Source organism: Chromobacterium fluminis, assembly GCF_011602385.1.
Taxonomy (GTDB): Bacteria; Pseudomonadota; Gammaproteobacteria; order Burkholderiales; family Chromobacteriaceae; genus Chromobacterium; species Chromobacterium fluminis.
Genome location: NZ_JAAOMA010000023.1, coordinates 58,491 through 81,717 on the forward strand (window position 1 = coordinate 58,491; position 23,227 = coordinate 81,717).

The following is a 23,227-nucleotide window of genomic DNA, read 5'->3' on the forward strand; positions in this document are numbered from 1 at the left end:
ACCGTACAAATTCGGCTTGCATATGCTTATACATTCGTATAAAAATAAAAACATGAAATCGACCAACGCCACTCGACAGCAACTGCTGGACTGCGGACTGACAATGGCCAAAGAAGCCGGCCTGCGCGCGCTCACCGTACGCGGTCTGTGCCAGCGGGCCGGAGTTAACCCTGGCAGCTTCGTCTATCACTTCGGCAGCCGCGATCGCTACCTGGCCGAGTTGCTGGAAAGCTGGTACGCGCCGCTGTTCCGGCAAATGCAATCGCAGTGGCAGCAACAAGCGGCGGCTTTGCCGCGGCTGCAGACCATGCTGCGCCAGCTGCTGGAATTCGTCGCAGAACACGGTGGCCTGATCGCCCACATGCTGTTGGACGCCGCCGCCGGCGAAACCGCCGCGCAGGGCTTTCTGTCCACGCTGGCGCCGCGCCATCCCAAGCTGCTGCTGCAAAGCATTGCCGACGCGCAACAGGCTGGCGAGCTGGAGCGCGGCGATCCCTTGCACCAGGCGCTATTCCTGATGTCGGCGCTGGGTCTGCCGGCGCTGGCGCAACACATCATCGCGGGCAAACCGCTGCTGCCCGGCCTGATTCAACAGGCTTTCGATACCTACGCCATCGATCCGCGCCACACCGAGCAACGGCTGCAATGGGCCTTGCGCGGTTTGCGCCCCATGGAGCCACAAGCATGAAGCGCCAGCCCCTGCTCATCGGCCTCGTCGTCGTCGCCCTGCTCGCCGGCGGCGGCTACGCCTGGCGGCAACGTCAGCTCGCCCAAGAACGCCTGAGCCTGTCCGGCAACGTCGACATTCGCGAAGTCAGCCTGTCTTTCCGGGTGGCCGGCCGTTTGCGGAGCCTGAACGTGGACGAAGGCGCCGCCGTGCGCGCCGGCGATGTGCTAGGCGAGCTGGACGCGGCCCCCTACCGCAACGCCTTGCGCGACGCCGAAGCCGGCCAGGCCGCAGCCCAGGCGCGGCAGGCCTTGTACCGCGCAGGCCCGCGCCGCGAGGACATCGAACAGGCTCAAGCCAATCTGGACGCCCGCCGCGCCGCGCAGCTCAACGCCGAACAGACTTACCAACGCCAACGCCAGCTGGCCGACACCGGCGCCTCCGCCCAACGCGCGCTGGACGATGCTCGCGCGCAGCGCGATCAGGCAGCCGCGCAGACCGAGGCGGCTCGCCAGCAGTGGCAGGCGCTCAAGCGCGGCTATCGCAAGGAGGAAGTCGCCGAAGCCGACGCCAACGCCGAACGCGCGGCGGCGCAACTGGCCCAGGCCAAGCTGCAGTTGGCCGACACCCGGCTGCTGGCCCCAGCCGACGGCGTCATCCTCACCCGCGCGGTTGAGCCCGGCGGCATGCTGCCGGTCGGCGGCGCGGTGTTCACCTTGTCGCTGACCCGACCGGTGTGGGTGCGCGCCTACGTCGCCGAGCCCGCGCTGGGCAGAATGGCGCCCGGGACCAAGGTCAAGGTCCGCAGCGACAGCCGCGCCCAGCCTTACGACGGCGTGGTCGGCTTCGTCTCCCCCAGCGCCGAATTCACCCCCAAGAACGTGGAAACCCAGGACCTGCGCACCGCGCTGGTTTACCGGCTGCGCGTGGTGGTGCAAAACCCGGACGCCGCCTTACGCCAGGGCATGCCGGTGACGGTGACGCTGGCGGACGGCGGCTGAGATGGACGCGCCGGACGCCATCGTTCTGCATGGCCTGCGCCAACGCTTCGGCGCGCACGAGGCGCTGGCCGGCATAGACGCGACGATACGCAGCGGCGCGATCACCGGCCTGGCCGGGCCGGACGGCGCCGGCAAAACCACCTTGCTGCGGCTGCTGGCCGGTCTGTTGCAAGCCAGCGCCGGCACGATCCGCGTCGAGGGGCTGGATCCGATCGCCGACGGCGACGCGCTGCGCGCGCTGATCGGCTATATGCCGCAGCAATTCGGCTTGTACGAAGACCTGACGGTGCAGGAGAACCTAGAGCTGTACGCCGATCTGCGCGGCGTCGTCGGCGCGGAGCGCCGGCACAGCTTCGAGCGCCTGCTAGCCTTTACAGACCTGACCCGCTTCACCTCGCGGCCGGCCGGCAAGCTGTCCGGCGGCATGAAGCAGAAACTGGGCCTGGCCTGCGCGCTGTTGGGCTCGCCGCGAGTGCTGCTGCTGGACGAGCCCAGCGTCGGCGTCGACCCGATTTCCCGGCGCGAACTGTGGAAGATGGTGGGCGAGCTGGCCGCGGACGGCATGACCGTGCTGTGGAGCACCTCCTACCTGGACGAGGCCGAACGCTGCGACGAAGTGCTGCTGATGAACGCCGGCCAACTGGCCTACGCCGGCACGCCCGGCGAGCTGATCCGGCGTATGGAAGGCCGCAGTGTGCAGTTGCGTGGCATCGCCGGCAACCACCGCCAGGCCTTGAGGCGCGCGCTGCGCCAGCCGCAAGTGCTGGACGGCGTGATCCAGGGCCAGGCGCTGCGGCTAGTGCTGCGCCAGGCCGGCCAGCCGCCGGAGCTGGCCGCACTGCAAGCCGGGCCGGACGCTCATTTCGTCGTGGTTCCGCCACGGCTGGAGGACGCCTTCATCGAGCTGCTGGGCGGCGGCCCCGACGGCGATTCGGCGCTGGCGGAGCAGATGCCGCCGGCGCAATTGCCGGCGGGCGTGGATCCGGACGCGGTGATCCGCGCCAAACAGCTTACTCGCCGTTTCGGCGATTTCATCGCCGCCGACAATATCGATTTTCAAGTGAGGCACGGCGAAATCTACGGCCTGCTCGGCCCCAACGGCGCCGGCAAGTCCACCACCTTCAAAATGCTGTGCGGCCTGCTGCGGCCCAGCGCCGGCCAGGCCAGCGTGATGGGCATAGACCTGAAGCGCAGCGCCAGCCGCGCGCGCCGGCAGCTGGGCTATATGGCACAGAAATTCGCGCTCTACGGCAACCTCAGCGTCGCCCACAATCTGGACTTCTTCTCCGGCATTTACGGCTTGAACGGCCAGGCGCGGCGTGACACCGTCGCCGAGATGGTCCGCGTGTTCGCGCTCGCGCCCTATCTGGACATGCTCGCCGGCGCGCTGCCCCTGGGCTTCAAACAACGGCTGGCGCTGGCCTGCGCGCTGATGCACCGGCCGCCGCTGCTGTTTCTCGACGAACCCACTTCCGGCGTCGACCCCATCACCCGTCGCGAATTCTGGACCCACATCAACGGCCTGGTGGACAAGGGCGTCACCGTGATGGTCACCACCCACTTCATGGACGAAGCCGAATACTGCGACCGCATCGGCCTGGTCTACCGGGGCCGGCTAATCGCCAGCGGCACGCCGGACCAGCTCAAGCGCCAAGCCGCCGGCGCAGATGAGGAGATCGGGATGGAGGAAGCCTTCATCCGCCTGGTGGCGGCCGACGACCGCGCCGGAGCCGAGACATGAGCGCCCCCGTCCAACCCGCCCGCTTGCTGGCGCTGTGCCGCAAGGAGGCCATGCAGATCGTGCGCGACCCCAGCAGCATCCTGATCGCCTTCGTGCTGCCGATGGTGCTGCTGTTCATCTTCGGCTACGGCATCAATCTGGACGCCAACAAGGTGCGCATCGGCGTGGTGCTGGAGGACAACGGCGCAGGGGCCCGCCGCTTCGCCGACGCGCTGGCCGGTTCGCCCTATCTGGAGGTCCGCGCCGGGCATGACCGCGCCGAAATGCGCGCGCGGCTGGCCGCCGGCGAAGTCCGCGGCATGGTGGTGATTCCCGCCGACTTCTCCGCCAAGGTCGTCCAAGGCCAAGGCGCGGCCGCGGCGCAACTGCTCACCGACGGCGCCGAGCCCAACACCGCCAACTTCCTGGCCAGCTATCTGCAAGGCGCCTGGCAGGTCTGGCAAGCCCAGCGCGCGCAGGACCGCGGCCAACCGCCCCCGGCCCAGCCGCAACTGGAGCCGCGTTACTGGTTCAACCCCGACACCGTCAGCCGCAACTATCTGGTGCCCGGCTCCATCTCGGTGATCATGACCATCATAGGCGCGCTGCTCACCTCACTGGTGGTGGCGCGCGAATGGGAGCGCGGCACCATGGAAGCGCTGCTGTCCACCCCGGTGACCCGCGCCGAACTGCTCTTGTCCAAAATCCTGCCCTACTACCTGCTGGGCATGGCCGCGATGCTGGTCTGCGTGCTGGCGGCCACCTTGCTGATGGGGGTGCCGCTGCGCGGCTCCTGGTGGCTGCTGTTCATCGTCAGCAGCCTCTTCCTCGGCAGCGCGCTCGGCCTGGGCCTGCTGCTCTCCACCGTCACCCGCAATCAGTTCGTCGCCGCCCAGGGCGCGCTCACCGCCGCCTTCCTGCCGGCCACCATGCTGTCCGGCTTCGTGTTCGAGATCAACAGCATGCCGCCGCCGGTGCAGGCCGCCACCTATCTGGTGCCGGCGCGCTACTTCGTCAGCGCGCTGCAAACCCTGTTCCAGGCCGGCGACATCTGGCCGGTGCTGCTGCTCAACACCGGCTGGCTGCTGCTGTCCGCGGGCTTCTGGCTGGGGCTGACCGCGCTTAAATTCCGCCGTCGGCTGGACGGTTAGAAAGGGCTCTCATGTGGCGCGCACTGCTAACCCTGATCCACAAAGAACTGCGGGCCCTGCTGTCCAACCCGCAAAGCCGCCGGCTGCTCATCATGCCGGTGCTGTTGCAACTGCTGCTGTTCCCCTTCGCCGCCACACTGGAAGTCAAGAACAGCACGCTGGCCATCTACAACCAGGACGGCGGCGCCGCCTCCATCGAACTGTCCCAGCGCCTGGCCGCGGCCCAGGCCTTTCCGCAGCTGCTCAACATTCACAGCGAAGCTCAGTTGCGCGAGGTCATCGACCGTCAGCAAGCGCTGCTGGCCATCCGTATTCCGCCGGATTTCTCGCGCCGGCTCGCCCAGGGCTCCGCGCCGCGGCTGCAAGCGCTCATCGACGGACGCCGCTCCAATAGCGCGCAGATCGCCTTCGGCTACGCCCAGCAAATCGTCGCCCAATACGCGCATGAACTCAGCTCCGCGCCGCCGCCGGCCCAGTTGCTGGTCCGCCATCTATACAACCCCAACCTGGAATACCGCTGGTTCGTGCTGCCCAGCCTGGTGGCCATCATCACCACTATCGGCTGTCTGATGGTCACCGCGCTGTCATTGGCGCGTGAACGCGAGGAAGGCACGTTCGACCAATTGCTGGTCACCCCGTTAACCCCCGGCTACATCATGGCCGGCAAGGCCGTGCCCGGCATGCTGGTGGCCGCGCTGCAAGGCAGCGTCATCTCCGCCGCCGCGGTGTGGCTCTACCACGTGCCCTTCGGCGGCGGCATCACCCTGCTCTACCTCTCCATGCTGTGTTACGGCCTGGCTCTGTCCGGCTGCGGCTTGCTGATTTCCTCGGTGTGCGCCAACCAGCAGCAGGCCTTTCTCGGCGTATTCGGCTTCATGGCCCCGGCGGTCATCCTCTCCGGCTATATGGCCCCGGTGGAAAACATGCCCTGGCCGCTGCGCGCGCTCAGCGCCGCGGACCCGCTCAGCCATTTCATCATCGTGATCAAGGGCCTGTTTCTCAAAGGCTACGGCGCGGCCGAGGCCTGGCCTCATCTGTGGCCGCTGCTGCTGATCGCCGCCGCCACCCTTGGCCTGGCCTACCTGATCTTCCGTCACCGGAGCGGACAATGAATCCATCCCGTCTTGCCGTTTCTCTGTCGCTCATCCTGCTCGCCGGCTGCGCCGTCGGCCCCGACTACCGATCGCCGACGCCGGCGCAACTGCTGCCCTCCGCTACGACGGAAACCGAGCCGGAAGCCGCCGGCTGGTGGCAGGCTTTTCAGGATCCTGCGCTGAATCGGCTGGTTGGCGTCGCGCTGCGCCGCAGCCCGGACCTGGCCAGCGCCGACGCCAACATCCGCCAGGCGCGCGCCGCGCTGGAGATCAACACCGGCGCGCAATGGCCGCAACTCAACGCCGGCGGCCGCGTCAGCCGCGACCAACTAAGCCGCCGCGGCGAAGCGCTGGCCAACATCCCCTTCGCCAATCCGCAGACTCTATTCACCGACTACCGCGCCGGCTTCGACGCCAGTTGGGAAATCGATCTGTTCGGCCACACCGCCCGCGGCGTGGAAGCCGGCCGCGCCCGGCTGGACGCCAGCCGGGAACAAGCCGCCGACGCCGCCTTGCGCGTGGCCGCCGAAACCGCGCGGCTGGCGCTGGACTACCGCTACTGGGGCTTGCGCGCCGACAACGCCGCCGCCCAGGCCCGCTGGCGCGCGGAGCTGGCGCGGCTGAGCCGACTGCAATTTCAGGCCGGCCTGGCCGGCGCCGGCGAAGTGGACCAGGCCGAGGCCGAACGGCTGCGCGCCGACGCCCAGCTGCAACCGCTGCTCGCCGCCCGCCAGGCCACGCTCGCCGCGCTGGGCCCGCTGACCTCGCTGCCGACGGAACAACTACGCGCGCTCCTGGACGCCGCCATGCCGAATCCACGGCTGCCCGCCGCGCCCGCCGCCGCCCTGCCTTCGGAACTGCTGCTGCGCCGGCCGGACCTGCGCGCCGCGGAACGGCAACTGGCCGCCGCCAGCGCCGACATCGGCGTGGCCGCGGCCGAGCAATACCCGCGTTTCAGTCTGCTGGCCAGCGGCGGCTGGGACAGCGTCCGTCCCGGCGACTTCGCCGCCCAGGCCAGCCGCTACTGGAGCCTGGGCCCGCAACTGAGCTTGCCGCTATTCGCCGGCGGCAGGCTGCAAGCCCAAGTCCGGGCGCGCGAAGCCGGCTACGACGCCGCGCTGGCGCAATACCGCAAAGCGGTGCTCCAAGCGCTGGCCGATGTGGAAACCGCGCTCCTGCGCAGCCAGGCCGGCCGCGTCCAAGACGCCCGTCTGGCCGAGGGCGAAACCGCGTTGCAACGCCAGCTCGGCTTCGCCCGCCAGCGCGTCGCCGTCGGCGAGGCCGCGCAAAGCCACGTGCTGGAAGCGCAGTTGCAGCTCGCCACGCTGCGCGAACAGCGGCTGGCGGCGCGGCAAGCGCTGTCCGCCGACCTGATCGCGCTCTACAAAGCGCTGGGTGGCGACATGCCGCTCAGCACTCCGCCATCCAGCGCGCCGCCACCTTAAGCCGGCTCCCGCGCCGCATTTAAGCTGCGCTTAAGTTTACGGTGTTCCAATCGTCTCAATCCCCTATCGCAAGAAAGGACATGGCGATGAACCGTAGACTTCCCCTGCTCAGCCTGCTGCTGCTCGTTAGCGGCGCCTTGTACACCGCCGCCAGCCTGTGGCAAAACGGCCTGCCCGCCAGCTACTGGCAATGGCGGCGCGAACTGGTCATGCTCAGCGGCGTGCAATTGATGGCGGTGATGAGCGCCGCCATGCTGCTGGCCACGCGCCCGCGTTGGCTGGAGCCGCTGCTGGGCGGCCTGGACCGCCTGTACGCGCTGCACAAGCAGTTGGGCATCGCCGCCGGCCTGCTGCTGGCCGCTCACTGGCTGATCAAGCTGTCGCCCAAGCTGATGCTGGCGCTGGCCTGGGTCGCTCCTCGCATCAAGAGCGGAGGCGGCGGCAAAGACCCGCTGGTCTCGCTGGCCAAGGACGTGGGCGAATGGGCCGCCTGGGCGGTGCTGGCCATGGTGATCCTGGCGCTGCTGCGCGCTGTGCCCTACCGCTTCTGGCGCAAGCTGCACAAACTGTTCGCCCCGCTCTACCTGATGGGCGCCTTCCACGGACTGATCCTGATGCCGGCCGAGATGTGGACACAACCGGTGGGCTGGCTGCTGGCCGCGCTGATGCTGATCGGCTCCGGCTGCGCGCTCTATTCGCTGGCCGGCCGCATCGGCAAGCAAGGGCAATACGCCGGCCGGGTGGACCGCATCGAAGCGCTGCCGGCCGGACAGCTGGAAGTGATCTGCCAAATGGACGGCTGGCCCGGCCACCGCGCCGGACAATTCGCCCTGGTCAACTTCGCCGCCGCCGAAGGCGCCCACCCCTTCACCATCGCCAGCGCTGACCACGGCGACGGCCGGCTGCGCTTCATCATCAAGGCGCTGGGCGATTACACCCGCCGCCTGCCGGACGAACTCGAAATCGGCCAGGCCGTCACCGTGGAAGGCCCTTATGGCTGTTTCCTGCCGCGCGGCGGCGCGCGTCAGGCCTGGGTGGCCGGCGGCATCGGCGTCACGCCATTCCTGGCCTGGCTACAAAGCCGGGAACTGGCGGAGAAGAAACTGGACGTGGATTTCTACTACTGCGTGCGCAATCGCAATGAAGCGGCGCGGCTGGAAGAAGTGCAACAAGCCTGTCGTCAACACGGCGTGCGGCTGCATCTGATCGAAAGTGAAGCCGGCGCGCTATTGAACGCCGACATGCTGCCGGAAGTGGACGAGGTCTGGTTCTGCGGCCCGCAGGGCCTGGGCAAAGCGCTGCAGCGCGGCCTGAGCCAGCGTGGCGCGCAGGCACCGGCTTTCCACCACGAGGCGTTCTCAATGCGCTGACGCAAGACGGGCGCTCCAACCTGCCGGAACGCCCGTCCCCAGGCTGCTCAAACTAGGTCAAGACTACTTAACGCGTGGCGTAGACGCTGCGCCTCCCCTGCTCATCAAAACTCAACACCTGATAAGGCTGCTTGCTCGGCCCTTCCATCCCAGGGCTGCCCATGGGCATGCCCGGCACCGCCAGTCCCACGATCTTGGGTTTGTCCTTCAGCACCTTCTTCACCAAATCCGCCGGCACATGGCCCTCGAACACATAACCGCCGATCTCGGCGGTATGGCAGGACCGCAGATCGGCCGGCACTTTCAACCGGCTCTTGACTGCGGACATATCGGCTTCGTTGCGGCTTTGCATCGCCACGCCGTTCTTCTGCATATGCTCGGCCCAGGCGGTGCAGCAACCGCAATACGGATCCTTGTGCATCACGCCGTCAGCGGCGGCCACCACGGGGGACATCAAGGAAACGGCCAGCGCGGCGGCGGCCCAGTACAGAGGTTTAGTCATGACAATAATTCCAATGCTGTTTGAATGAAAAAGCACACCAACCCACAAACACGCGGTTGGCGCAAAAAATGGCTCATTCAACAGATTGGGGAGGCCGCTCCGGCGGCGCAGGGATGAAGCCGGACCACACTATTTCAGTCTTGGCCTGCAACACCGGGCGGATCGCTTGCAAGGGCAGGCTGGGCGCCGCCGGCCATGGAACGGCCGGCAACTGGCAGCAGGCTGCCGCTTGGGCGGCGCTGGCCGGCTGAGTATGGCAGGCCGCGCCGTCGTCGGCCATCCAGACGCAGGGCGCGCTGGCGGCCACGCGCCCGCCCATGCTCCAACCCGCCTGCGCCAAGAGCAGCAGACACGTTAGCAACAGTAGCAAGGACAGACGAATAGGCATCGATTCAGGCAGGGCGCTGAGTCCGGAACAGGCTTGAGACTGGCGGATAGCGCCTTGGTTCCCAAGCCATTTCGCCATTTCTCCCACCCCGCGCAAAGTTTGAGCCAGGTCATATCCGCGCCAGATTTGTGGCGACCGAGTACAATCACACCCTCAATCAATAACGATTCGCATTTGCGTTCGCATTAATTCGGTGGGATACTTATGGTCCCATTTGACATTCCTTGCGCAAACTAAACGCCAACGGCATGCACGCAGCGCCGGCCATGCCGAGACGCGGATCAAATGGGCTTCGTTCATGTGATGAATTCCAGGTATCCACGATAATGAAAACCTTTGACTCCGCCGCCCGTCACGGTGTGCGCCTCGCCCTGTTGTCCGCGGCGGTTTCCGCCCTCTACCTGCCCGCCGCCCATGCGGCGGAAGCCGAAGCCACGCTGCCCTCGGTCGTGGTCACCGCCTCCGGTTACGAGCAAAAAATCAAACAGGCTCCGGCCAGCATCTCGGTGATCACCCGTGAAGACTTGGCGAAAAAACCGTTCACCAATCTAACCGACGCGCTGGTTGACCTGGAAGGCATCAACATCAACGGCTCCGGCCCTGGCGACAAGGACATCTCCATCCGCGGCATGCCCGGCGAATACTCGCTGATCCTGGTGGATGGTCGCCGCCAAGGCACCCGCGAAGTGCGTAGCCGCGGCACCGGCGGTTTCCAGCAATACCAGATCCCGCCGATGGAGGCGATTGAGCGCATCGAAGTGGTGCGCGGCCCGATGTCCTCGCTATACGGTTCCGACGCCATGGGCGGCGTGGTCAATATCATCACCCGCAAAGCGCCCAAGGAATGGCATGGTTCGATGACGCTGGGCGGCACCATCACCGAACATTCGAACGAAGGCAATACCGGCCAGAGCAGCTTCTGGCTGGGCGGCCCGCTGATGAAGGACCTGCTGTCGCTGCAAGTCTACGGCTCGCTGAACAACCAGGCTGAAGACAATATTTTCTACAGCAAGAGCGGCGACGGCGGCAAAGACGCCAATCACATGTCCGACATCAACGCCAAGTTGAGCTTCACCCCGAACCAGGACCACGAGATCACCTTCGAAGCCGGCCATAACGAACTGCGCAAGACCACCACGGGCGGCAAGAGTTTGTCCCCGACTCTCGGCAAATACGATCAATACGATACCCGTGATCACTGGAGCCTGAGCCACAACGGCAAATACGGCAATATCCGTTCCAATGTCGCGCTGTATCAGGAAATGGCCAAGTCCAGCTCGGACGAAAACAACGTCAGCGACGGCAAAGGCGTGAAGTTGGCCAATACCACGCTGGACGGCCAACTGACCTTCCTGCTGGATCGGCACACAGTGAAGGTTGGCACCCAGTTTGGCCGACAAGTTGGTTCCGATCTTCAGGCACAAGAGGCCCTGCTTCCGCCATTCCAATACAAAGGCCCTGCCAATCCGGATAAAGTTACGGTCAATACTTGGGCCCTGTTCGCCGAGGACAGCTATGAGGCCACTGACAATCTGACCATCACCGCCGGCGGTCGCGTCGACCACCACAGCGTGTTCGGCACCCACTTCACCCCGCGCGTTTACCTGGTCCAGCACCTGGGCTCGCAGTGGACACTGAAAGGCGGCGCGGGCAAGGGTTTCAAGGCGCCGACCATTCGCCAAAGCACCGACGGCTATTGCATGCGTACCGGCAGCCGCGTAGAGACTGGTTTGCTGTGCGGCAACTCCAAACTGAAGCCTGAGGAAAGCACTTCTTATGAAGTTAGTCTTCATTTCGACAATAGCCGGAACCTGAACAGCAGCGCCACTCTGTTCTACAATCGTTTCCGCAACAAGGTAGTCAGCTACGGTACGGACCAATTTACCGATCAGTTGAAGTACTTCGATAGAAACGACAAGCAATACAAAGATGCGAGAGTCTATGTCTACGACAACGTAGACCAAGTTGATATCCGTGGTCTCGAGCTGTCCAGCAGTTGGACCTTCATGCCGAAATGGACGCTGTCCGGCAATTACACCTACACCAAGTCCAAGCGCGAAGGCGGCAAGGAAACCTCGCTGTCCGGTCAATCGCTGAACGGCTTACCGCTGGACAAGACACCGGAACACGCCGGCAATGTGAAGCTGGCTTGGGCGCCGATGGAAAAGCTGGACCTGTACACTCGCCTGAACTTTGAAGGCAAACAGTACTACACCGGCTTCCGCAACGGCGCTTACGATGCGCGCACCCGCGGCGGCTCCAGCACCTGGGACTTTGGCGGCAGCTACAAGCTGAGCAAGAACTTCGACGTCAACTTCGCCGTCTTCAATTTGACCGACCGCAAAGTACCGATCGACGACCGCGTAGGCAACGCAGAGAAAGACAAAACCAAAGCGCCGCTTAACGGCAACTGGATGGTCGACGAGGGCCGCCGCTATTGGCTGACCTTGACCGGCAAGTTCTAAGCCGCACCCTGACGGCCCGTCCCCGGACGGGCCGGAAACACCGCACGGCAGTTGCCGAATCCGCCGGATTCGCCAACTGCCTGTTCCCGTTTTTACGATTGGAGAATTGATGATGTTGAGCAGCCGCGCCCAATTGACCACGCCCAATGCCGACAAGGTGCTGTACAAGCTGTGCAAGCACTACGCGCTGAAAGTCCCGGTGGAGTTCGACAGCCACCAGGCTCATGTGCACTTCCCCATCGGCGAATGCCGGATTCAGCGCCAGGATGACACCCTGGACATGATCTGTGCCGCCGACGCCGCCGACAAGCTGGCCAAAATCGAATTCATCATGGACGAGCACCTGGGCCTGATGGCCAAGACGCCGGACTTGAAACTGGATTGGGCCAAGACCGAGTAAGAACCCCAGCCCAGCCGCGTTTTCCGAGCGCGCCGGGCCTGCCCGGCGGCTCCCGTTTCTGTATGATGCTTGCCACCCGCTCCACGGCTAAAGCCCGTCCACCCGCCCTCTCCACCGCGGCGGGCTTTGGCAGCGGAGCCGTATCGCTCAAGGAATCACAATGAAAACACTGTTATCCCGTCTGCTGCTGGCCGGCTCGCTGGCCGCGGCCACGCTGGCGGCCCAAGCCGCCACCGTCACCGACATCGCCGGCCGTAAAGTGGAAGTGCCGGCCAAGGTCAACCGCATCCTCCTGGGCGAAGGCCGGCTGTTCTACGCGCTGGCCCTGCTGGAAGGCAAGCAGCCCATCGCCCGCATCGCCGGCTGGCAGGGCGACTTCCGCCAACTGGACCCGCAAACCTATGCCCAGTACAAGCAGCGCTTCCCGGCCATCGACCAGATTCCGCTGATCGGCAAGACCAGCGAAAACTCGGTCAGCGCCGAAAAAGTCTTGACGCTGCGCCCCGACATCGCCGTGTTCAGCATCTCCGGCCACGGCCCGGGCCTGAACAACCCCATCGTGCAGCAATTGCAAGCAGCCAAGGTGCCGGTGGTCTTCGTCGATTTCCGCAACGCGCCGCTGGAACACACCGTGCCCAGCCTGCGCATCATGGGCAAGGCGCTGCAGCGCGAGGCCGAGGCCGAGCGCTTCATCCGCTTCTACCAGGGCAAGATGGACGCCATCCGCAAAGTCGTCGCCGCCATCCCGGCGCAGCAAAAGCCCAAGGCCTTCCTGGACCTGCGCGCCGGCGCCTTCAGCAACGTCACCAGCGCCGGCCGCGGCAGCCTGGGCGAGCTGGTGGACGCCGCCGGCGGCGTCAATATCGCCGACAAGCTGATTCCCGGCGCGGTGGGCGAAGTGAATATGGAGCATGTGCTGGCCAGCAATCCGGATCTTTACATCGGCACCGGCACCGCCGACGCCGCCGACAAGACCGGCATCCAGTTCGGCGCCAACATCAGCGCGACGCAGGCGCAGGCCTCGCTCAAGCGCACCGCCGCGCGCAGCCCGGTGGGCGCCTTGCGCGCGGTGCGCGAAGGCCGCACCTTCGGCGCCTGGCACCACTTCTACAACACGCCTTACCACATCGTGCTGCTGGAAGCCTTCGCCAAGGAGCTGCAGCCGGCGCGCTTCGCCAAGCTGGACCCGGACGCCAGCTGGAAGCAGCTGCACCGCGACTTCCTGGCCATAGAGCCGCAAGGCACTTACTGGGTCAAGGGCGTTAAATGAGCGGCGAGACCCTAACGCTTTCCGCCGCCATGGTGGCGGCGGACTACCGCCGCACCCTGCTGCGCCGGCTGCTGCTGGTGGCCGTGCTGCTGAGCCTGCTCGCCGTCTCGCTGACGCTGGACGTCACCACCGGCGCCAGCGGCATGCCGCTGGCCGAGTTCTGGCAGACGCTGTGGCACCCGGCCGCCGCCGATCCGGCCACCGAGGTGATCGTCTGGCAGATCCGCCTGCCCTATGCGCTGATCGCCATCGCCGCCGGCCTGGCGCTGGGTCTGGCCGGCGCGGAGATGCAGACCGTGCTGCACAACCCGCTAGCGGACCCGTTCACCCTGGGCCTGCAGCCGGCGGCCGCCTTCGGCGCGGCGCTGGCCATCCTGCTGGACGTCAGCATCCCCGGCGTCCCCGGCCCGTGGATGCTGCCGGTCAACGCCTTCGTGTTCGCGCTCGGCTCCGCGCTGCTGCTGGACGTGGTGGCGCGCTGGAGCAATATGCCTACCAGCGGCGTGGTGCTGTTCGGCATCGCGCTGTTCTTCAGCTTCAACGCCCTGGTGTCCCTGCTGCAATTCGTCTCCACCGCGGACTCGCTGCAAGACCTGGTGTTCTGGCTGATGGGCAGCCTGTCGCGCGCGGACTGGCCCAAGATCGCCCTGCTGTTTGGCGCCTTCGCGCTCATCCTGCCCTGGTCGCTGAGCCAGTCCTGGCGGCTGACCGCGCTGCGGCTGGGCGAGGACCGCGCCGCCAGCTTCGGCATCAATGTGCGCCGGCTGCGCCTCAGCTCGCTGCTGCGCGCCAGCCTGCTCACCGCGCTGGCGGTGGCCTTCGTCGGCACCATAGGCTTCATCGGCCTGATCGCGCCGCATATCGCGCGCCGGCTGGTAGGCGAGGATCACCGCTTCTACCTGCCGGTGAGCGCGCTGACCGGCGCCGCCATCCTGTCCATGGCCTCGGTGGTGACCAAGAATCTGGTGCCCGGCGTCATCGTGCCGGTGGGCATCGTCACCTCGCTGGTGGGCATCCCCTTCTTCATCGCCATCGTGCTGCGCAACGGAGGCCGCCAATGAGCTCCGCTCTGTCCATCCATCAACTCTCGGTCAGCTACGGCAAGCGCCAGGTGATACGCGCGCTGGACGTGCCCTGTCTGCGGGCGGGCGACATCACGGCCTTGCTCGGCCCCAACGGCAGCGGCAAGTCCACCTTGCTGCGCGCCTTGGCCGGCCTGCAGCACAGCCGCGGCGACGTCCGCCTGGACCAGCGCGCGCTCAGCCGCCAGCGTGGCGAAGTGGCCTACCTGCCGCAAACCCTGCCGCCCAGCGTGCATCTGTCGGTGTTCGAATCGCTGATGGTGGCCGGCCAGGCCACCGCCGCGGGCCTGTCGCGCCGCCACGACGACCAGCAAGTGTTCGCGCTGCTGCAATCGCTGGGCATCGAGCAACTGGCGCTGCGCTACCTGGACCAGTTGTCCGGCGGCCAACGCCAGCTGGTGGGCATCGCCCAGGCGCTGATCCGCGAACCGGCGGTGCTGCTGCTGGACGAGCCGCTGTCGGCGCTGGACCTCAACTACCAGTTCCACGTGATGGACCTGCTGCGCCGCGAAACCCGCCGCCGCGGCATGGTCACCGTCATCGTGCTGCACGACCTCAATGTGGCGCTGCGCCACTGCGACCGGGTACTGATGCTGAAGGACGGCGCGCTGCAAGCCAACGGCGCGCCGGACGAGGTGATAGACAGCCAAAGCCTGCGCCGTGTCTACGGCGTCAGCGGCCGGGTGGAGCGCTGCTCCCAGGGCGTGCCGCATGTGCTGGTGGACGGGCTGCACAGCGGTTTGCGCTGAGCCCCCACACGGCCGAGGCCACCGGCGATACCCACGCCGCCTCGGCCGTTTTCATTGCCAGCGCGCCTCAAGCCTTGCAAAACCCCAGCGCCGGATGGAAGCGCCATCCATTATCCGACTGCGGCAAGCTCAGCCCGCCAAAGCGTTGCGCGCAGGCGTCCAGCTCCATGCCCAGCTCCGCCGCCAGCTCGGCCAAGGCCGCCGGATAATCGCTGACGCCCCAGGGCCGGATATTCGGCTGCGTCAACACCGCCTCCGGCACCCGCTGGTTCAGGCTGGCCTCCACCGGCGTGAAATGCGGCGGCTCCGGCCAGGGCCGGCTTTCCACCCGGTGCAGCGCGTAATCGTCCCCGTCCTCGGTGGGCAATAACAGCAAATCCACCTCCGGCTCCCCGCCGGCGCGGAAAGGCTGCTGCTGCGCCAGCACTCCGCTGAGCAGCGCCTGCGGCTGCTGCCAACAGCTATACGCGCCCAAGGGCGCGATGGCCTGACCCTCCCGCCCCGGCCGGCTGCTGGCGGCCTTGGCCTGGCCGGCCGGCGACATCATCTGCGCCAGCCGCGCATGCTCCAGGTGCGACAAGCGCCGCTTCGGCCGCAAGGGCTCCGGCTGCACGATGCGCGGCCGCGCGTCCAGATGCCGGTACTCATCCTCCTCCAGCAGCTCGCTCAGCAGATGGCTGTCCAAGACAAACGCCTCGTTCTCGAAGCCCGGCCTGCGGAAGGCCGGCTGGCTGGGCTGTTCCACGCTGCGCAGATTGCGCTCGCCAATCAGCACATTCACCTTGTCCCAAGGATCCGGACGGTGACGGCGCAGCCGGCCAGCCAGCTGGATCAGCGAACGCATCGACGAGGGCTCGACAATCGCCCAGTCGTAATCGTGGTCCCGCCCCACTTCGGTTACCGGCGAGCCCAGCACGATGAACACATGCTCGCGCTCCGGCTCAGCGTCCAGCTCGCGACGGATGGCCGGCAGCGTGAACACCGCTTCCGCTTGTTCGCGGTTCAGCGCCTGGTCCAGCTGGCGCTCGATGGCGGAACGCAGCAACAAGGGGTATTGCGAGTGGTAGACGCATAAATGCAGCTGCCAGTGCGCCGGCCACGGCAGCGCGTACAAGGCCAGCGCCACCTCGAACAAGGGTTGGATATTGGCCATGCGCACCAGACCGAAGCTGACCGCCTGGCCGCTGATTGGGTCCCGCTGCTGATTGAGCCGGTGCAAGCGCTCGATAGCCGGCTGCAACTGGGCAGCAAACTCCCGACGCAAGGCCGGCGCCTGCCCCTGACCAAAACTCAGCGGCAATAGTTCAGCGTTGCGCCGCGCCGGCTGCGTAGCCAGCCAATCGGCACGGCGGCCGGCAAACTGCCGTTGCCGCCGGCGGAAAGCGTCGACATCGGCGCAGTCTTCCTGGGCCCGGTCCTGTTCATCCACCCAGGCGCAGCACACCGCCAGCGGCCGCCCCGGCTGGCCACGATTGGCCTGGAAATGACGGCGGCCAGCCAGATAGGCCTCGAACAAGCCTTCGATCAGCGCCGGCGGCAAGGTGGCGGACGACAGCAGCAGCCGGCTGCCCAGCAAGCCGGCCCAATGCACCAGCCGGGTCAGCGCCGGCAAGTCCGCCAGGTCGAAATCGTCCGGCTCGTCCAGCACCAAGTCCCCGCTCATCAGCCGCAGCATGGGCGCAATCTGCCGACCGCCGCGCTGGCTTTCCGTCGCCGGCGTCAGATGATCTATGGTGCACACCAGCAGCGGCGCCTGCAGCAGCTTGGCCGTTTGCGGATCGCGCAGCGCGCGCGACAGCAACGGGTGCTCGCCGCCGGCCTCGTAACGCACCTCGCCGCCCTCGTCCCACAAAGCTTGGCGCGAGGCCGAGCCGCTGGCTTCCGCCTGCTGTTGATAGTGTTCGAACAACTGGGTGTTGGCGCTGCCGCCCACGCAGATGGCCAGATCGTCCTCGTTCAGGCGCAGCCGCTGACGGAAGGCCTGGCCGGTTTGCAGCGTCAGCGCGCGCAAACCCAGCGCAAACGCGCAACGCAAGCCCAGCGCCGGGTCTGCCAAGGCGTACATGATCCGCGCATTGCCCAGCGTCTTGCCGCAGCCGGTGGACGCCATATTGACGATGAAAGCGCCCTGCTCCGCCGCCCGCTCGCGTATTCCCGCGGCCAGGTCCGCGGCGCGGTCCTGCCAGCGGAAGCGCGCATCCGCGCTGCGTTGCTGCAAACGCTTGCGCCGCGACAGCCGCGGCAGCTCGCGCTCAAAACCGGGCAAGGCGCGGCATACCAGGGCGCTCTGCTCCGCCACGCCCAGCAAATGCTCATCCAGCGGCTGATTGAAATCGCCGGACCGGCCATGGGTATTCGCCCACAGCGGATAGCCGGCCTGGCCGCGCTTGTGCCGCAGCTGGGCGTAATCCAGGCTGGAAAAATGGTGATCCGCCAGCATCAGGCTCAGCCGCGCCACGTGCATCGCGTAAAGATTGTCCAGCCAGCGCGTCTCGCCGCGCGCAGTCAGGCGCGCGGCCAGCTTGTCCGCCAGCCGCGCGGCGCGGCGGCTCCAGGCCGGCGTGTTCACCGGCAGGCCCTGCGGAAAACGCCAGTACGGCGCCAGTTGCGCCGGCTCGGCCTCCGTCTCCCGCCATTCATTCCAGCGCGCGTCGATATGAGCCGGAATATTCAACAGCATGCGGCTTTGAAAGCCCTGCAGCTTGCCGCCCAAGCGACATTGCCGCTCATGCTCGAATTCCGGCATCAGCGGCAGCCGGTGATGCGTCAGCACCAGCCAGCCCACCGCGGCGGCCAGCGGCGGCAGACGGGAAAACGGCGGTTCGCACGCCTCCCCCATGCCGTCCGCCTGCAAACGCGCCAGCCAGCTGGCGTGATCCCGCGCCGTCGGCTGCCGCAAGCGCGCCAGCCAGCCGGCATCGTCGTCATCGCCGACAAAGGCCTGGAACAAGCGCAGCGACACCCACTCGTGGCGGTAGAGATTGCGCTCGCTCCGCTCGCCGCGCAGCCGTTGCTGAAACGCCTGGCTAGCCTTGCCCAGGTCGTGCAGCAAGGCCGCCAGGCCGGCCAGCAGCTGGATGTCCTCGCCGCTGTGCCAATCGTTCTCGTCCGCGCTGCGCAGCACATTGCGGCGGGTGCTGTGCGTGGGTGTGGCGCCGTCGGCATTGAAGCGGCTGGCGTCGCCGACGATCCACAGCAGCTCGCTATGGTCCTGGCCGCGTATCCAGTGGCAGGCCACCGCGGTGTTCTTGCGCGCGCTCTGGCGCAGCAAGCGCCGCAGCGTGTCCAGCCCGGCCTGGGTGATGGGCGTTTGCCAGACGCGGTCGCCGCGGCGCTCGGCGAACTGGTCCAGAATCTGCCGGCTGCGCGTCAGCGCCTTCTTGTCGCATTGCGAAATCAGCAGGATATTCATGCCGCCCGCCCCCGCCGCTCGGCAATGTCCTTCAAGGTGTCGATGATGAAGTCCAGCGCCTCGCCGCGGGTCAGCGCCTCGATGCAGGCCTGGCGGAAAGTCTGCTCATCGTCGCCGCGCATCGCGGAAACAAAGGCCTGCGGCAGAATCAGCGCGTCCTTGACCAGGTCCGCCGCGTCGAACACCAGCCCGCCGCGCCGGGTCTTGCCGTGCAACACCGCCAGGCCGTGCGGCAAGCCCAGCACCCAGGCCGCGGTGGCGCCCAGGCCGTAAGCCAGGTAATTGCCGTGATCCAGAAAGGCGTTGGCCGGGTCCGTGCCGGCGCCGCGCTTGGCGCGGCTGAAATCGCCATAACCGGTGGCCTGCGCCGCCAAGCGGAACAGCAACTTAGTCAGCCGCGCCTCCTCGGTCAGCAAATGCGCATGGTCCGGCGCCTGGGCGATCGCCTGGCGCGAAGCTTGCAAGGCCGCCTCCAGGCCGGCTACCTCCACCACGAAACCGGCTTCGCGCAAGGCGCGGCTGCCCAGCCAATGCCGCTGCAAACAGCCCAGCCGCGCCAGCTGCACATCCTTGGCGGCAGCCAGCCGCTGCGCGTCGTCAAACCAGAAGCGCACCCAGTACTGCAAATACTCCGTGGGCCGGTACTCGCTTTGCGGCGCGAACCACGCCGCCTCCTGCTCCAGCTCATTGGCGCTGAACAAGGGCGTGCCGCCCCCGCCGCAAAACCCCACCATCACCCCGGCCTTGGCCAGCTCCCGCATCGCCGCCTGCGTCACCGAGGTGCCGGTGCCCAGCAGGATGCAAGTGGTGTTGGCGATGGGGATATTCCAGTACAGCGAAGCCTTGCCGGCATCGGTGACGTACTCCACCCGCCCGCCGTTGACCAGCACCCGGCAGTGTTGCAGATAGTAAAGATTGGCGCGCTTGGAATGCAGAATGGTCTTGAGATCGGACGGGGAAAAATCGGACATGGCGATACCTTCGGGATGGAACGCGATGGCCTATTTTGCCATGTGCATGAATGGCATGGCAGCCTGCGCGACAAACCCTTTTTTTCAGACCCCTGGGGCCTACATTTAAAAACAATGACTTAGCGATAAGCTGGAAATTTGGGTCAAAGCCGGAAGAATCGCTGCAAATGCCCACGACATAAGGAATGTGGGCGGTGTAGACTCTAGTTCACTGCCGGATAGGCAGCTTAGAAAAGGAACCGCAGACCTTTGTCGCGCAGCAAGAGGTTCACTGCCGGATAGGCAGCTTAGAAAGTCCTCTTGCTCAATGCGGATATGGAGCATGTGTTCACTGCCGGATAGGCAGCTTAGAAATTTGCCGTTTCTGAGGCTTATCGCTACTTGAAGTTCACTGCCGGATAGGCAGCTTAGAAATGAAAGAGGCGCTAGAAAAGCTGGGAGACATCGTTCACTGCCGGATAGGCAGCTTAGAAACGAAAAGCACGACAGAACGCGTCAAAGAACACGTTCACTGCCGGATAGGCAGCTTAGAAAGTGCGGGGCGCAAGAGGTGACACATGGAATACGTTCACTGCCGGATAGGCAGCTTAGAAATCAGCGTCCAACGCCCACAACCGGAACCAGTTGTTCACTGCCGGATAGGCAGCTTAGAAACTACTACGCCGGCTCGCTGGCCGGCTAGTCCCGTTCACTGCCGGATAGGCAGCTTAGAAAATGTACACCGAAACTATATACCCTGAAGGTCCGTTCACTGCCGGATAGGCAGCTTAGAAATCTATGGGGTTAGTTTTGTTCTTGACAGATCAGTTCACTGCCGGATAGGCAGCTTAGAAATGCTAAAATTGGTTAACAACCAACTGCTCTCAGTTCACTGCCGGATAGGCAGCTTAGAAAAACAACAACTATAGAGAGGCCCGCAAGGGCCTGTTCACTGCCGGATAGGCAGCTTAGAAAACAGCGGGGCCCCTAGGGGCGCGCGAGCGCGGGTTCACTGCCGGATAGGCAGCTTAGAAATTGCAGCCCGGACGAACTCGTTCGGGCTGTTTGTTCACTGCCGGATAGGCAGCTTAGAAATTCTAGTTACGATGCTCAGCGCCGCGCCAAATGTTCACTGCCGGATAGGCAGCTTAGAAATTGATGAACTCATGACTGATGATCCGATATTCGTTCACTGCCGGATAGGCAGCTTAGAAAGTCGTAGCTTTTGACTTGAGTACCGCCGTCAAGTTCACTGCCGGATAGGCAGCTTAGAAATTGATGAACTCATGACTGATGATCCGATATTCGTTCACTGCCGGATAGGCAGCTTAGAAAAAGAGGAGGGCGCTGCGCAAGTACTGCCCGCGGTTCACTGCCGGATAGGCAGCTTAGAAAATGTCGAAGCTTATTCGTTTATTTGACACGGAGTTCACTGCCGGATAGGCAGCTTAGAAACTTAAATTTGGCGTTGGTGACCGGTACTGATTTGTTCACTGCCGGATAGGCAGCTTAGAAACGCCGCCGGCAGGCCCAGAACCCGATGTTGTAGTTCACTGCCGGATAGGCAGCTTAGAAATTGCGCCTTACAGCGTCGTCGGAGGCGTATAGGTTCACTGCCGGATAGGCAGCTTAGAAAAAACCAGCTTAGGTACAGGTTCTGCGCCAGTTGTTCACTGCCGGATAGGCAGCTTAGAAACGTTGTGTGAGTAATGTTTTGTTCTTAATCTTGTTCACTGCCGGATAGGCAGCTTAGAAATGGTGAGTCATTTGGCACCGTTAATGGTGTGAGTTCACTGCCGGATAGGCAGCTTAGAAAACAAGAAAATTCGGCTCAGCAAAGTTCAAGATGTTCACTGCCGGATAGGCAGCTTAGAAATGAAAGAGGCGCTAGAAAAGCTGGGAGACATCGTTCACTGCCGGATAGGCAGCTTAGAAAAGTCTTAGCCTTGACTGGCTTATGAAGATGTTGTTCACTGCCGGATAGGCAGCTTAGAAAGCCATCAACTGTTGGCGAAATGGTTGCGGCCGGTTCACTGCCGGATAGGCAGCTTAGAAATGCCCGGCGCCGCGCGCCGGGGTTTCATTCGGGTTCACTGCCGGATAGGCAGCTTAGAAACCGGAACTTCAGCTACGGCGTCGCCGGTTTCTGTTCACTGCCGGATAGGCAGCTTAGAAAATTCGAAAGAAAATCGTTGCATCGAAAGTTTTGTTCACTGCCGGATAGGCCGCTTAGAAATCGATCAGATACTCAATCGACTTCCTCATAACGTTCACTGCCGGATAGGCAGCTTAGAAAACCCTCCGTTCAAACTCCTCGATCAGGACGGTGTTCACTGCCGGATAGGCAGCTTAGAAATCCTCGGCGTCGCTGCGGACTTTGGTCCAGCTGTTCACTGCCGGATAGGCAGCTTAGAAATGCTGGCGGCGACGAGGCCCGGCGTGACCTTCAGTTCACTGCCGGATAGGCAGCTTAGAAATACAAGGGCGAAGTTCGGCATGGAAAGCTGGCGTTCACTGCCGGATAGGCAGCTTAGAAAAAGAATAGCGCTGCTGAGGCCTGGAACAATGTGTTCACTGCCGGATAGGCAGCTTAGAAATGGCTGCAGGTCTTCGCGGCGCGGCACGACTTGTTCACTGCCGGATAGGCAGCTTAGAAAGCTGAGAGCCAGGTTCCGCTTGCATGGCGCTAGTTCACTGCCGGATAGGCAGCTTAGAAAAAGTACTCAGCCCAGAAGTCTTCCAGCAACTCGTTCACTGCCGGATAGGCAGCTTAGAAATTGTGTTGCTTGTGCCATACCACAAAGAGGGGGTTCACTGCCGGATAGGCAGCTTAGAAACATGGTGCCCAGCTTTTCGGTCAGTCGGCCGCGTTCACTGCCGGATAGGCAGCTTAGAAAAACGCCCCCACCAGCGCCAGCACGGCCAGCAAGTTCACTGCCGGATAGGCAGCTTAGAAAGTAACCAGCACAGCCTAGAGAGCCGCGTGGAAGTTCACTGCCGGATAGGCAGCTTAGAAAGGCATGCGCGCCGGCGAGATAGTTGGACTGACGTTCACTGCCGGATAGGCAGCTTAGAAAAGTAGGGACGAGTGCGCAACCCTTGCCGAGTTGTTCACTGCCGGGTAGACAGCTTAGAAATTGACGCGCACCACGACAATCAGCGGGCTGGTGTTCACTGCCGGGTAGGCAGCTTAGAAAAGGAAGCGCACCAGCAGCTTGCAAACCCTTAGGTTCACTGCCGGGTAGGCAGCTTAGAAAAACCAGGATTAGCAGCCAAGCAGCCCACCGCCGTTCACTGCCGGATAGGCAGCTTAGAAATGTCCATCAATCAGCAGTAGCGCCAGCGCACCGTTCACTGCCGGGTAGGCAGCTTAGAAAACGTGTGCGTAGGTATCACGCGCTGCTGACGGGTTCACTGCCGGGCAGGCAGCTTAGATGTAGAAGTTCAGACCTGATCTGACAGTCTCCCGTTTTGACGGCACCCGACTGTCAGATCAATTCAAGTTGTCTACCTTCTCCCTCCATTCCCGTTTGCCATCAATAAAGGTTTGTACGGGCGTGC

The 23,227-nt window shown here is 64.5% G+C and carries 16 protein-coding genes and 1 CRISPR repeat array; of the genes, 12 read left to right on the forward strand and 4 right to left on the reverse strand.

All coding sequences use genetic code 11. From position 1 onward, the window contains the following. Positions 1–52: 52 nt before the first annotated feature. The 7 genes from HA052_RS16440 to HA052_RS16470 all read left to right on the forward strand — a co-directional run bounded on the left by HA052_RS16440 (position 53) and on the right by HA052_RS16470 (position 8,448). Positions 53–688, forward strand: a complete 636-nt coding sequence (locus HA052_RS16440) for a TetR/AcrR family transcriptional regulator (RefSeq protein WP_166452698.1) — start codon at positions 53–55, stop codon at positions 686–688. Then, a complete protein-coding gene (gene hlyD, locus HA052_RS16445) occupies positions 685–1,668 on the forward strand; it encodes a secretion protein HlyD (protein ID WP_166452699.1) in 984 nt (327 codons plus the stop codon). Before HA052_RS16440 ends, hlyD begins: the two co-directional genes overlap by 4 nt. Before the next feature lies 1 nt (position 1,669). Next, positions 1,670–3,409 carry an ATP-binding cassette domain-containing protein gene (locus tag HA052_RS16450; RefSeq protein WP_166452700.1) on the forward strand — a complete coding sequence of 580 codons (1,740 nt, stop codon included), beginning with the start codon at positions 1,670–1,672 and terminating at the stop codon, positions 3,407–3,409. Continuing rightward, positions 3,406–4,539, forward strand: a complete 1,134-nt coding sequence (locus HA052_RS16455; RefSeq protein ID WP_166452701.1) for an ABC transporter permease — start codon at positions 3,406–3,408, stop codon at positions 4,537–4,539. The genes HA052_RS16450 and HA052_RS16455 overlap by 4 nt, the downstream gene beginning before the upstream one ends. An 11-nt stretch (positions 4,540–4,550) precedes the next feature. Then, positions 4,551–5,651, forward strand: coding sequence for an ABC transporter permease (locus HA052_RS16460; RefSeq protein ID WP_166452702.1), 1,101 nt, complete (start codon positions 4,551–4,553; stop codon positions 5,649–5,651). Further along, entirely contained in the window at positions 5,648–7,078 is a 1,431-nt protein-coding gene (locus HA052_RS16465; protein ID WP_166452703.1) for an efflux transporter outer membrane subunit, read from the forward strand. Before HA052_RS16460 ends, HA052_RS16465 begins: the two co-directional genes overlap by 4 nt. 86 nt (positions 7,079–7,164) lie before the next feature. Beyond that, entirely contained in the window at positions 7,165–8,448 is a 1,284-nt protein-coding gene (locus tag HA052_RS16470) for a ferredoxin reductase family protein (RefSeq protein WP_166452704.1), read from the forward strand. Positions 8,449–8,515: 67 nt separating this feature from the next. On the opposite strand, the gene HA052_RS16475 is transcribed toward HA052_RS16470, so the two are convergent. Then, positions 8,516–8,950 carry a DUF411 domain-containing protein gene (locus tag HA052_RS16475; protein ID WP_166452705.1) on the reverse strand — a complete coding sequence of 145 codons (435 nt, stop codon included), beginning with the start codon at positions 8,948–8,950 and terminating at the stop codon, positions 8,516–8,518. 73 nt (positions 8,951–9,023) lie between these two features. Next, the gene (locus HA052_RS16480) at positions 9,024–9,416 is read right to left on the reverse strand and encodes a hypothetical protein (RefSeq protein ID WP_166452706.1); all 393 of its coding nucleotides are present in this window, start codon (positions 9,414–9,416) and stop codon (positions 9,024–9,026) included. 248 nt (positions 9,417–9,664) lie between these two features. On the opposite strand from HA052_RS16480, the gene HA052_RS16485 reads away from it, so the two are divergent. The 5 genes from HA052_RS16485 (at position 9,665) to HA052_RS16505 (ending at position 15,304) form a co-directional block, all read left to right on the forward strand. Next, positions 9,665–11,803: a TonB-dependent receptor domain-containing protein gene (locus HA052_RS16485; protein WP_166452707.1), complete on the forward strand. Its 2,139-nt coding sequence runs from the start codon at positions 9,665–9,667 to the stop codon at positions 11,801–11,803. 109 nt (positions 11,804–11,912) lie between these two features. Further along, a complete protein-coding gene (locus HA052_RS16490; RefSeq protein WP_227104831.1) occupies positions 11,913–12,203 on the forward strand; it encodes a DUF2218 domain-containing protein in 291 nt (96 codons plus the stop codon). A 160-nt stretch (positions 12,204–12,363) separates the two neighbouring features. Then, positions 12,364–13,473, forward strand: a complete 1,110-nt coding sequence (locus HA052_RS16495; protein ID WP_166452708.1) for an ABC transporter substrate-binding protein — start codon at positions 12,364–12,366, stop codon at positions 13,471–13,473. After that, on the forward strand, positions 13,470–14,534 hold the full coding sequence (locus HA052_RS16500) for a FecCD family ABC transporter permease (RefSeq protein ID WP_166452709.1): 1,065 nt from the start codon (positions 13,470–13,472) through the stop codon (positions 14,532–14,534). Before HA052_RS16495 ends, HA052_RS16500 begins: the two co-directional genes overlap by 4 nt. Then, the gene (locus HA052_RS16505) at positions 14,531–15,304 is read left to right on the forward strand and encodes an ABC transporter ATP-binding protein (RefSeq protein WP_166452710.1); all 774 of its coding nucleotides are present in this window, start codon (positions 14,531–14,533) and stop codon (positions 15,302–15,304) included. The genes HA052_RS16500 and HA052_RS16505 overlap by 4 nt, the downstream gene beginning before the upstream one ends. Positions 15,305–15,371: 67 nt before the next feature. Here HA052_RS16505 and cas3f read toward each other — a convergent pair whose 3' ends face one another. Both cas3f and cas1f read right to left on the reverse strand, forming a co-directional pair. Then, positions 15,372–18,716, reverse strand: coding sequence for a type I-F CRISPR-associated helicase Cas3f (gene cas3f / locus HA052_RS16510; RefSeq protein WP_166452711.1), 3,345 nt, complete (start codon positions 18,714–18,716; stop codon positions 15,372–15,374). Then, entirely contained in the window at positions 18,713–19,687 is a 975-nt protein-coding gene (gene cas1f, locus HA052_RS16515; RefSeq protein WP_166452712.1) for a type I-F CRISPR-associated endonuclease Cas1f, read from the reverse strand. Before cas1f ends, cas3f begins: the two co-directional genes overlap by 4 nt. Before the next feature lie 206 nt (positions 19,688–19,893). Continuing rightward, positions 19,894–23,103: a CRISPR direct-repeat array (repeat unit 28 nt; unit sequence GTTCACTGCCGGATAGGCAGCTTAGAAA). The last annotated feature ends 124 nt before the right edge of the window (positions 23,104–23,227 follow it).